The organism is Paenibacillus sp. BGI2013, from assembly GCF_002843485.1.
Taxonomy (GTDB): domain Bacteria; phylum Bacillota; class Bacilli; order Paenibacillales; family Paenibacillaceae; genus Paenibacillus; species Paenibacillus amylolyticus.
Window position 1 is genome coordinate 85,547 of the sequence record NZ_PJFA01000019.1, and the last position, 11,404, is coordinate 96,950.

General features: G+C 46.0%; 12 protein-coding genes. 2 read left to right on the forward strand and 10 right to left on the reverse strand.

Annotation, left to right across the window (positions count from 1 at the left end; translation table 11 throughout):
- Positions 1-19 precede the first annotated feature (19 nt).
- The 3 genes from CXK86_RS29210 to CXK86_RS29220 all read right to left on the reverse strand — a co-directional run bounded on the left by CXK86_RS29210 (position 20) and on the right by CXK86_RS29220 (position 3,978).
- Entirely contained in the window at positions 20-1,498 is a 1,479-nt protein-coding gene (locus tag CXK86_RS29210; protein ID WP_101315011.1) for a methyl-accepting chemotaxis protein, read from the reverse strand.
- A 303-nt stretch (positions 1,499-1,801) separates the two neighbouring features.
- Positions 1,802-2,845, reverse strand: coding sequence for a pectate lyase family protein (locus CXK86_RS29215; protein ID WP_076252791.1), 1,044 nt, complete (start codon positions 2,843-2,845; stop codon positions 1,802-1,804).
- Positions 2,846-3,135: 290 nt separating this feature from the next.
- A complete protein-coding gene (locus CXK86_RS29220) occupies positions 3,136-3,978 on the reverse strand; it encodes an AraC family transcriptional regulator (RefSeq protein WP_101315012.1) in 843 nt (280 codons plus the stop codon).
- A gap of 114 nt (positions 3,979-4,092) precedes the next feature.
- Here CXK86_RS29220 and CXK86_RS29225 point away from each other — a divergent pair, with 114 nt between their 5' ends.
- A complete protein-coding gene (locus CXK86_RS29225) occupies positions 4,093-6,078 on the forward strand; it encodes a beta-galactosidase (protein ID WP_101315013.1) in 1,986 nt (661 codons plus the stop codon).
- A 123-nt stretch (positions 6,079-6,201) separates the two neighbouring features.
- On the opposite strand, the gene CXK86_RS29230 is transcribed toward CXK86_RS29225, so the two are convergent.
- The 7 genes from CXK86_RS29230 to CXK86_RS29260 all read right to left on the reverse strand — a co-directional run bounded on the left by CXK86_RS29230 (position 6,202) and on the right by CXK86_RS29260 (position 10,684).
- On the reverse strand, positions 6,202-7,344 hold the full coding sequence (locus CXK86_RS29230) for a DUF4179 domain-containing protein (protein WP_101315014.1): 1,143 nt from the start codon (positions 7,342-7,344) through the stop codon (positions 6,202-6,204).
- Positions 7,334-7,882 carry a sigma-70 family RNA polymerase sigma factor gene (locus CXK86_RS29235; RefSeq protein ID WP_306821961.1) on the reverse strand — a complete coding sequence of 183 codons (549 nt, stop codon included), beginning with the start codon at positions 7,880-7,882 and terminating at the stop codon, positions 7,334-7,336. The genes CXK86_RS29230 and CXK86_RS29235 overlap by 11 nt, the downstream gene beginning before the upstream one ends.
- Positions 7,883-8,055: 173 nt before the next feature.
- The gene (locus tag CXK86_RS29240; protein WP_101315015.1) at positions 8,056-8,457 is read right to left on the reverse strand and encodes a hypothetical protein; all 402 of its coding nucleotides are present in this window, start codon (positions 8,455-8,457) and stop codon (positions 8,056-8,058) included.
- Between the two features lie 33 nt (positions 8,458-8,490).
- Positions 8,491-8,817, reverse strand: coding sequence for a hypothetical protein (locus CXK86_RS29245; protein ID WP_101315016.1), 327 nt, complete (start codon positions 8,815-8,817; stop codon positions 8,491-8,493).
- Between the two features lie 14 nt (positions 8,818-8,831).
- Complete coding sequence (locus CXK86_RS29250; protein WP_101315017.1) at positions 8,832-9,479, reverse strand: SMI1/KNR4 family protein; 648 nt, start codon at positions 9,477-9,479, stop codon at positions 8,832-8,834.
- A gap of 28 nt (positions 9,480-9,507) precedes the next feature.
- On the reverse strand, positions 9,508-10,188 hold the full coding sequence (locus tag CXK86_RS29255; protein ID WP_101315018.1) for a hypothetical protein: 681 nt from the start codon (positions 10,186-10,188) through the stop codon (positions 9,508-9,510).
- A 28-nt stretch (positions 10,189-10,216) separates the two neighbouring features.
- Positions 10,217-10,684 (reverse strand): DUF6386 family protein, encoded by a 468-nt coding sequence (locus CXK86_RS29260; protein WP_036617374.1) that lies wholly within the window; start codon positions 10,682-10,684, stop codon positions 10,217-10,219.
- A gap of 188 nt (positions 10,685-10,872) precedes the next feature.
- Between CXK86_RS29260 and CXK86_RS29265 the strand changes: the two genes are divergently transcribed.
- A complete protein-coding gene (locus tag CXK86_RS29265; protein WP_036617371.1) occupies positions 10,873-11,250 on the forward strand; it encodes a PilZ domain-containing protein in 378 nt (125 codons plus the stop codon).
- Positions 11,251-11,404: the final 154 nt, after the last annotated feature.

Below are 11,404 nucleotides of genomic sequence, written 5' to 3' on the forward strand. Positions count from 1 at the left end.
AGGCCTTCAACTATTAATATTAAAGTTTATTCGCAACGGAAGAAGCCTGATGATCCGAGACTAACTCATTCAGGTTCACAATCAGTTGCTCCAATTCTCCAAAGCTCTCTACCATCTTCTGTGTCAGGTTACGTTGTTCTTCCATGCTCGCCAGAATCTCTTCTGTCGCTGCACTGGATTGCTCCGTTACACTCGAAATCTCGGAAACCTCATTCACAACTCTGGTGGAAGATTCCTTCATGGTCGCCGAACTAGTCTCGATATCTGTCGCTTGATTCAACACATGCTGAGAGTTGCTGTTGATCGTACGGAATACTTCCTCTGCCGTATGGACGCTATCTCTTCCTTGTTGTAACGATTGACGAATGCGTTCGAATCGATCCGTCAGTGCCTGCGTCTGTCCTTTTAATCGAGACAGGATGGTTCCAATATCACTTGCGGACTGACCCGAGCTCTCTGCCAACTTGCGAACTTCCTCTGATACAACAGCAAACCCGCGTCCATGCTCACCCGCACGAGCGGCTTCAATGGCTGCATTAAGCGCGAGCAGGTTGGTCTGACTCGCAATATCCGCTATGCTGTTCAGCATAAGCGTCATGGATTCACTTTCCTCGTTGAACTTTCGCATGTCATTTGCAGTTGTATTAATCGTTTCATATAGATCTTGCATCTGGATGTTTAGCTGGTCCATCTGTGTGCTTCCAGTTTGCGTGCTCATTGCCATACTTGCGGACAACTCTTTCATCTGCTGCGAATACGAAGCAACGTCCTTGATATGCTGATCCGACACAGATAAGGATTCCGAGATCTCGGCCACACTGGTCGCCTGGAACTCAACACCTTTTGCAACCTCACTGAACCCAAGCGTCACCTCATTGGTGATGGAGCCGGTCGCATTCACTTTTTGCTTCAATTGATCTGTATAACGTGATAAACCTTCGACCGATTCCTTCACACGCTCCAGCATGGTTTCTACTCTTTGCTTAGAATGCTCCACCTCATTCTGGCGTACTTCACTTTCATGGAAGAGCCTTTGATTCAGCTGTGAGACCAGCATCAGAATGGCCCCCGTGAGAGCGAATAGTCCCACATTAACGATATTGCCTATTAGCTCAACAGAATCAACGGTATTCATAACAAATAATTGAAGAACACTGTTGACTAGTAATACCGAAAATCCAACCACAAAAAATTTCTTGTTAGGAAATAACAGTAGAACTGCGGTTATAACCAAACTTAAGGCAAAATTGACCGTTCCCCAACCGACATAGACTCCACATATTGTAAGTAATACAGTAATCAGCCATGGAATGAGATGAATATGTTTCTTTTTCGCATTAGCGTATGTAATCCAAACTACAAAGACTAGAGCTACTCCATTGGACACAAGTAACTTCGGCATCGTAAAGGCCAGCCCCATACCAATGGCAATAATAATCCACAAAATGATACCGATTAATTTGTTCCTTTTCCAAATAATTTCGTCCATACGATCCATGCATACCCCGTCCTTTTATGTAGGTTAAATGTAAGTTGTAGGGCCTTTCTGTACTACATCTAGTAGTCTTTGGTCCTGCTTATGTGCAAATCGCAAATACGCAGCGCCTTAGCATAGTACATATTAACTTCATAAGTATGAAACCAGCGCTACTTTATGTATATCGGTATTCAACATTTAAAATGAATATGAAATGTAAAATGATATGTAAGCATATCATTTTACAAACAAAAAAAGGTCTGTCTCATGCGTTATGGCGCACAAGACAGGCCTTTTGGGTCGTGAAAGGATGTGCAACAGCTCTTACTTTCCAAATACAAGTGTTGTATTGGAGGAGCCTGCATACTTGGTGACGAACTCACGCGCGTAGCTGGCACTTTCTACCTGATAACTGTAATTGGAGCTTGGTCTCCAGTTCGTTTTAGGAGAAGTCGGACTATTAAGCGCTGGTGTACTGCCCGTATCCGTAAACTCACCTTTTCCTTTGTCATCCAGGATGCCTCCCTTTTCAGCGCCGGCACCAAAGTAGTTGTTTTCGGAATAAATTCGTGCTTTTTCACCAATTGTGATGGCCTGATTAAAGTTGTTTGCATAGTTGTTTTTGAGATGGAAGTAACCATATCTTAAAAGTCCAGGACCACGTACATATAAATTTTCAAAATAATTGTTGGACATCGTCACATGAGGTACTCCATTGTAACTGCTGTTACCATCATTCGGATGACCGAGGATGACGCCATACTTATGGTTCGCAAATTTGGAATTGCTAATCGTAATATAGTCGGCGCGATCGCCAATATACAGAAGTTTGTCCAGATCATTACCGCCAGAGCTGTAGCTGTGACCAGCAAACGTCACATGATCAATCCAGTAATTGGAGCCTGAAGTGATATACATCTGGATATCATCATTGGCATTAATATTGGAAGCGTGTTCAAAAGTCAGATTCTGAAAAATCACATTGCTTGAGCTGCTTGTGGATCTGAAATGAATATTCGTTAATGTATGTTTGCCAAAGGAACCTACAAGTGTCTTGTTCGCTCCGAATTCAACCTTTTGCAGCGTGGAGGAAGAAATATTCTGTTCAACGACGACAATTTTGGCTGTAGAGCCCGCCATATGTGTTCTCAGGTCATTGAGATTACTAACGTAAACTACCTGACCGTTCTTGCCACCTGTCGTAGCTGACTTGGATACACCATTTTCATTCTTGGCACTGCCTGCAAAACCAGTCAACCCGTTCGTACCTGTGTTCGGATAACTGGCCGCACCATATGTAGACGGGGCTGTGGAGACAGTTAACAACAATAGAGTTACAGCGAGTAAAAGCATCGAAAATTTCTTCAAAATTTCACCATCCTTTATAATATTATCCTCAAAGACAACTCGATTATATCGTGTAACTTTGGCTGTGACAATACAAAAATTGCAAAAAGACAACAATTATCATTTTTATGCAACAGCAGATCAGATATAGTGAAAAAACATAAAACCAGGCCATTCGTTCACACAAAATTGAGCCGCTAATTAGCGGCTCTATTAACGAGTACTATGTGATCCATCTTGGAACTGATCCACCCTTGGATCAGTTCCTAAAGCCTCTGACGAAAAACCATTTGCTTGCGGATAATAATATGTTACGACTTCTGATAGCTGCGGCGGAAGAAGCCAGGTGTAATTCGTTCCAGCTTCTTGAAGATGGCTCCATAATAGCTGGTCGATTCGAAGCCGACTTGACGAGCAATATCCTCCATCCCGCGCTGCACATTGTCGAGCAGCAGTTCCTTGCTCTTGTTGACTCTTACCTGATTAACATAGCTAATGGGACGAATACCTGTCGTCTTCTTAAACAAATGACAGAAATATTCTGGTGTGACACAGATCAATCCAGCCAGCGTTGGCAAAGTGATCTCTTCAGCATAATGCTGTTCAATATAGTCCAGAACCGGTTTTAATCGCTCATACTGCTGCCCGACCGTATCGCTGCCCTCAACAGATACGCGTTGAATAATCTCTGTCAATAAGGTATAGAGAATGGCGGAGCAGGCGTAATTGCTTAATGTCTGCTCTTGTGGTGTTAAGGCAGCTTGCAGCAACTCCCGCATTCGGGAGAGAAGGTATTCAGGTTGTGCAAGCGTGTATACGCATGTATCGACAATGCCCACGGTTTCAAATAAGTTTGCTGACCCGTTGCCATCGAAAATGATCCAGTCGACTTCCCAACTGTCGGATAGCGCATAGTATTCGTGCTTCTGTCCAGGGAATAACAGCATGCCCATACCTGGCTTGACGATATGTTCCGTTTCACTGAGCTTGAGCTTACCCACACCGCTGCGGCATTGTATCCACTGATAATCCTCAATGCCTTGGTCTCGGCGGATATGCTCCTGTTCATGATGCAGGCCGATGCCAAGTAAATAAAAAGGGAGCAGCTTGTCTCGGGCAGATAACACCGGAAAATTACGATTGGGATGAGGCATACGACTAACTCTCCTGATCTTAATATTGTTATATCATATTAATTATTTAAGATATTCACTCGAATTAATATAACATATAATCGCAATATATTGATAAATAAAGGAGATCACAGGATGACAATGAAGATCGGAATTGATTATTATCCAGAGCAATGGACCCCGGAGTTATGGGAGAAAGATGCCGTACTTATGCAAGAGACAGGGGTTGCAGTTGTGCGAATGGCGGAGTTCGCCTGGAGCCGAATGGAACCGACTGAGGGTAATTATCAGTTTGAATGGCTGGATGCGGCTATAGAAGTATTCGCTTCGCGTGGTATGGAAATTGTGTTATGCACCCCCACCAATACCCCGCCAAACTGGATGACTACCCGTTATCCGGATGTGCTGCCCATGGATGAGCAACGCCACATCATTCGGCCAGGTGTGCGTGGACATCGTTGCAACAACAGCCCTTCCTTGAGAATGCTGGGTTCCAAATTTGTGGAAGCGATATCACAGCGCTATGGTAAGCATCCCGCCGTCATAGGCTGGCAAATCGATAACGAGATGCACTACCAGGAATGCCATTGTGATACATGTAATCGTGCATTTGTCGCTTGGCTGCAAAAGCGTTATTCCAATCTGGAGGAGTTGAACCGGGAGTGGGGTACGGTCGTCTGGAGTGGGGAGTACAGCAGCTGGGCTGAGGTAACAACACCACTCGGACCCAGCAAACCGATGAATCCTTCCTATCTTCTGGAGTACAAACGATTTTGTTCTGACAGCGTAGGCTATCTGCTGGGATGGCAGCTTGAGATTTTACGCCGTAACTGTCCAGGCCAATTTGTGACGCATAACATGTGGCAATATCCGAATAGCCTGGACTATTATGATATGCACAACGAATTGGACTTCGTCTCTGTTGATTATTATCCGAATGAGCTGTATCGCGATTATGGCGATCGGTTTCCGAGGAACGGAGCGCTTACGCTGGACTTGGTTCGCGGCATCAAACGCCGGAATTTCTGGGTAATGGAACAACTCAGCGGGGCACAGGGCGCCTGGATGCCGATTCAGCGCACGCCGTATCCTGGACTGATCCGAGCTCGCTCCTGGCAGACAATCGCTCGCGGTGCGGATATGGTCGTCCATTTCCGCTGGCGGAGTGCTACCGTCGGAGCGGAACAGTTCTGGCATGGGCTGATCGACCACAGCAATGTTCCTGGGCGCAGGTTCAGGGAGTTCGCGGAGCTTACTCGCGAGGTGAACCAGTTAGGAGAACTCTTGGCCGACTCAACCATTGTTACTCAGGTTGCGATTCTGCATTCGCATGATCAGCATACGGCGCTTTCTCTTCAGCCGCAGGCGGAAGGGGGAATGCACTACTTAGACAACTTGTCCTCTATGCATAATGCATTTCTGAAAATGGGCGTTGGTACAGACGTTATCAACTGGACTGAGGAGCTCGATGGGTACAAGCTGGTCATTGTCCCTTCCCTCTTCCTGTTAAGTGAAGAAGTAGCACAGCGGCTGGAGCGATTCGCAGCCAAGGGTGGTACGGTTGTCCTTACCAATCGGACTGGCGTGAAGAACATGAGGAATGTATGTGAGATGCTGCCTCTGCCGGGGCTACTGGGTGAAGCGGCGGGTGTTGTCGTATGTGAATATGATGCCATCGGCAACAGTGAGCATCGGATACGGAACGCGGAGGGCAAGACTTTCGCTGCGAAGCAATGGTGTGATCTACTGGAACTGCGAGGTGCAGAGCCGATCGCCTGGTATGACAACGACTTTTACGAGGGTGTACCGGCGGTTACTGTCAATAAGTTTGGTGAAGGTGAAGTGTATTATGTTGGCACTTGGCCGGAGCCATCGTATTTCTATCAGTTGTTTGAAGGCATATTGAAGGAAAAGGATTTGGCGCCCAAAATCCAGTTGCCGGAAGGTGTCGAGCTGTCGATTCGAACGAAGGGGGAGCAAAACTTCCTATTTCTGATCAATTTGACGAATGAGCAACGAGAGATTACGCTGGACGTTCCTTATCGCAGCTTGTTGACCAGCGAGAGGTTGGATCAGAAGTTGACCCTTCCAGCTCTGGGAGTAGATATTTTAACTGTATAAGATCAGCCGTTTTCATATTTAAAAAGGGATGTCTCACAAGGCTTACGACCTTGAGGGACATCCCTTCTCTGCTTTCACTAACATCCACCTAATCTGAATAAGAGTATTGCCTCTTAGTTCATCTTATTTGATTTTGATCCCCAGTTCATCATTCTTGGCTTCCTGCAAATCATCATAGACCTTACCAGTTTTCCCACGAAGTTTTAATACCATCGATTCCGGATTGTCCAGCAGATTGCTGCTGAAAGTATACATCATTCCGTCTTCCGTTCCACGCCCAAATATCGTGGATAAGTTGGTCTGCTTCCCGCCTTTAGAGGTGGTTACAATCTCGATAGGCTGAACGACCTCACTGATCAACAACTTCGTTTTGTAATCGATCTCTTGATCCGGCTCATAAACAAGCCTGACCCGAGTTACAAGAGGAGATACCTCAACTTCGGACAACATGACCTCATAACCTCCAACGGTAAAGGTCCGATTAACGTTGATGATTTCCGTTTTGGGGATAGAGAATTTGGGATCCAGCGCAAAAGAAAGATTCATTTTTTTGGAATATTTATATTTCCGTTCCTTTTCCCCTTTTTCTAAACTTCCCACCACATCTGGAACAAAGGAAGAAAGCTGGAACTGAAGATTCACTTGCTCAGGCAGCGGTTTATTTCGATTTCGCTCAATTGTTTTCCGGCCATAAATGGTATGTTTATCATTCGAGAAATGCCCTCCTCCTATATTTCCGTTATCAAGGACATAACCTGTTCTTGCATCCGTCATCTTGGTATTGACTATCGAATAAATCTCTTGCGATGCATCCGTTCTGGCGGTATACAATACGGTTATCCTGTTCTCATCCGCCATAACCGCGTTCACGGTAAACTGATATATTCCTGAAGTAACCGTCCGATCCACGAGTTGCACATAACCATTATTGAGCGTTGAAGTAATCGTGGCACGGTCCATATCCGAAGTTAACAGGTCACGAAAGGGCTCTAGTACTCCCCAATGGGTCACAGGCTCAGTATATGTTGCCTGCTCTTGACCATAACTCCCAAGCGGACCTAAGAGAAACCAACCAGCAGCCAGGGCCGTGATCAGCACTGCTGTGATCCATTTGATACGAACGGTCCTACCTGATCGTTTTATTCTGGCCTTTGCGAGACCACGTTGAATTGCCGCAGTCGTGTCCGCCGGATTCCATTGCTGGTTCTCTCTTTTCACCTGATATGCGTCTGCAAGAAGTGCTTTCTCCTCCGGGTTAGTGGTCATGCCAATCCCTCCTATTCCTCATCAACTTGCGCAACTGCTGGAGCCCCTTGTGCTGCCAGGTCTTGATCGTCCCTTCCGGTTTGCCGAGGATGGAGGCAATATCCGTCAGTGTCATGTCGTTATAATATTTCAGCAATAATACATGGCGATATTTCGGTTTCACCTTTTGCAAAAGAGATTCCATAGCGATTCGATTATCATCAACGCTAATCATCCAAGACGCCGGAATGCTGTCCTCCAGATCCTCCTTCGCCAGAGGTGTTGCCCGCTTGCGGCGCCTCTGTTCATCGATGCAGACATAGATCAGAATCCGAATGATCCACGACTTGAACGCCTTCTCATTATTCAGCGTACGACGTTTGATCCAAGCCCGGCACGTCATCTCCTGCACAGCTTCCAGCGCATCTTGCCGGTTACGCAGGTAGCTGTAGGCAATAGAAATGAGCGTATCTTGATGTTCCATAATGGATTGCACAAATGCCGTCTCGTCTTCGGTCTGTACATAGATCCTCTGGTTCATCTCTGCTTTTGTTTCCACCCCGCATCCCTCCTTCTCTCTCTTTCTGTGGTATAAGACGGGTCAGTGAAGCAAACGGTTTTTATTCATCAAAAAAAGCTCCGCCATCATCATGAGGGAGCTTGATTACATAGCACTTCGGCCGCCTGTATACTGAATTACGCACAAGCATGAACAATCCAAGATCAACTAACTTACAAATTGCCGGTGACTTCGATCCCGTCGGCCAATTGCAGATGGTTTCTCACCCAAGCTATGAACTGATTCAAAAAATTCCGTAATTCAGGCTCTGCAACCACCTGTTGATCCAGCTCTGATAAAATCCCCACCCACACTTCCTTCGTAATCGGATTCTCCCAGCAGGGATCAAGTACCTTCATCTCTTCTCCAGTTCGCGGGTCAATTAAGGGAAATGCGCGATCCAATGCAGGACGAATATAGTCAAAGTCTTCATTATATATGAACAGCATGTCTTCCATCTCTACTTCAACCGATTCTTCTATGTATAAAGGGGATAAACCAAAACCCACATTCCGCTGTGGACCTTGATACTGATATATGAGCGCAGGAATTGTTCTCTTTGATTTTTTAGCCATATGCTCCTCCTGTTTCAGGCAATCTCTTACCAATCAGAGTTCAAACCAGATTAAACCACCATCAACCTGGCTGGTTTCTCGCTCCATCTGATGCATCCAACTCCGCGCCTCTTCACCCCAGATATGAAACAAACAGTAGATATACGAATCCCCATCCACAATCTCTTCTAACCCGGAAGCTTTTTCTATCCACACTTCAAGGGCTCTAGGCCAGGAAGGATCTTCACGTTTCAATACAAAGCCGTTGGCTTGGTGTTCCAAACTATACACTTCGGTAAATTTTAATGAACTTGCCAAACGCTTCACAACTTCAGGTAAAATCGCAGGCTCCGTTGTTCTAATCCCATATTCCCAGCCCATATGTACAACCTCCTTCAGACTTCGTTCGCTCCAGATTGTTGCTTTTGTTCATGCATTTGATGGATTGAACGATCCAACCACAACTCATACCAGTCCAGAAAATGTAATCGATTCGTATTGCCCCAATACTGGTCAGGATAGATTCCATTGCGGTTAGCCCGGTCATCAACCCAGATCTCTCCGTAGGAGGCCCCCTTAACAACCAGATTCATGGAGATGCCACAACCAAAATCACTGATGCGCAGCATGCCTGCCGACCATTTTGGATCAAAATATTCATGTTCCAGCACTTCCCATTCCTCTTCTTCCTTGCTATCATCGAACCAGTCATAGTTCCAGTTCCATGCTTCCGTGAATTGGAAAGGGTCCGAGATCGCATTCAGCTCATCATCATAACCAAGCACAGCGTATACGCCATCATTCGGGTTTTCCAGACCATAATAAGGTCCTGCACCACCCGTTCCCATATGAAGAAGCCATACCTTATACTCCTCCGGTAACTCAATTCGCCATTTCTGTTCAAATTGCGTAATATCCTCCTGCGTCCATACAGGTGCCATTTCATATTCATGGTTTTCTGCGCCAAACAGCTCCAGATCCGGGTCCAGACTTCGGAGAGTGATCAACTTTTCACGCATACGCTCCAGTTGCACTTTGTACATGGCTTCCCTACCTCCCTTCTTTACTCTGTTACGTTTGTTCGACGGCGTACCCGCGTTGCTGCAACTCATCCAGTGCTGCTGCCACATCTCGCTCAGGACACAACTGCTTGATCAGACTGGCAGTCACCGGTTTTTCTTCATATACTTCAGCTACGGCTTCCAATGGCAGATTCTGCAGGTCGTAGTACCCTTTGGCCCAATCTACGTAATCTTCCGAGTTCTTCTCTATATATCCAAGTAAAAATTCTGCACCACCTCTGGCGTCCGCTTCGTCTTCCTCGGTCATCGCCAGCTGAATCCAGTTACCAACCTTCCATGGCAAGTCGTTCCCTTCCTTCCATAGGCAAAAGGTCACATCCTCCAGATCCAATGTTTCCTCCTGATCTCGCAGTACAGCCATCAACGTCTCCGGTACTTCATCGTACATGCCCGGGTAGATCTCACCATCCTCACGAGCATGCGGGCTTAAAGGTGACTCATGATCAAATCCTTTGATCAACGTGCCTGAGTTCGTAAACAAGACATGCAGATGATCACCTGCGCCGTTATTGATGCTTCCCCATGCCACACCTGGCTGAAGTTCAGCTTCATAATGATGTACGCGTAACCATTTTTCCTCCGAAAAGATGATATCCAACGCAGCGAGCATTCTCATTTGTTTACGCAGGGCATCTGCATTCATCATTGTTATCTCGTTCCATTCCTGCATATGAATCCCTCCTGTTCGTATATGTACACTATATCCGGATTAATTCATCCAGCGTGTTATTTCCCTGAATACTTGGTGTCATGACAATGGTGATCCGACTGGCTTCTCTGGAGACGATACACGCATAATTTCCCGGCTTTAACTGAAACAGAACCCCTTCACACGTCTCATCCGGCTCCAATTCACCGCCAGTGACATCATCCGCCGCTCCCAGATAGACGTGCCCAGACGGAACTTGCAGATGATACACCTTTTCCCGTTCCGCTGCGTGATCTGGATCTGAATCCTCCTCCACATCCTCCAGGCTCCATTCCACCTCATACACTCCATCCGCACCCAGATTCAAGAACAGACAATGACCTGCATTCACCTCAGCCAGCTCATCCACTGGAATGGACCACCAGTCCGAAGTATCCTCAAGCCGATGTTTTAACGCTGCCAGATCATACAGGCACAATGTTGCCGTATCTGTAACCATTTGAAATGTTCCTCTCATATTCACCCGTCCCTTCTGTCTGATCCAAGTCTGACCTCAGAAATATATTCCATCATTATATCAAGCCTGATACACGTGTAAAAGGAACCCACGGACCATCTCTGCTTGCGCAACTCTTCATTTCTCGCTCCAAATGGTCGATATAAGCATAACTGACTTTTTTTGAACCTGATGGAGGAAGCCAAGCCATGTCAATTAACAATAGAAAAGAACCCTTTCGATACACATTGAAGGAACCGATCCACTTTGAGATCTATATTCTCAGCATCAACGGGGTTAACGCACCAGCCAAGCCCATTCAGGCTGAACTCTGTGACATCAGTCGATCCGGCTGTCAGCTGTCATTTCCGCTATCCCTTCCTGTAGAGAATAACGATATTCGGATTGGAATGAATATGCTGCTTTTTGAAGACCCTCTATATATGGAAGGCACTCTCCGCTGGGGTCAAGAAAAAAATACCTCATGGCACTATGGGGTTCAACTCGAAATGCAGGATGGGAACCAGGACCGTCTCTCTAGAGAGATGCGAATGCTTGCAGGACAAGGCAAAATCATTGTGAAATAGTTAAATAGCCTTAAAACCTGTAACAAAAACAAAAACCAGCTAATGTTTGTCAAGCATTTCTGGTTGGATGAGTTCTCTTTTCGTGGTATACTTTTTCCGACCAACACGAATAACCTCCACGGGTATGGAGGTTTTGGTTAAATATGGATTACAC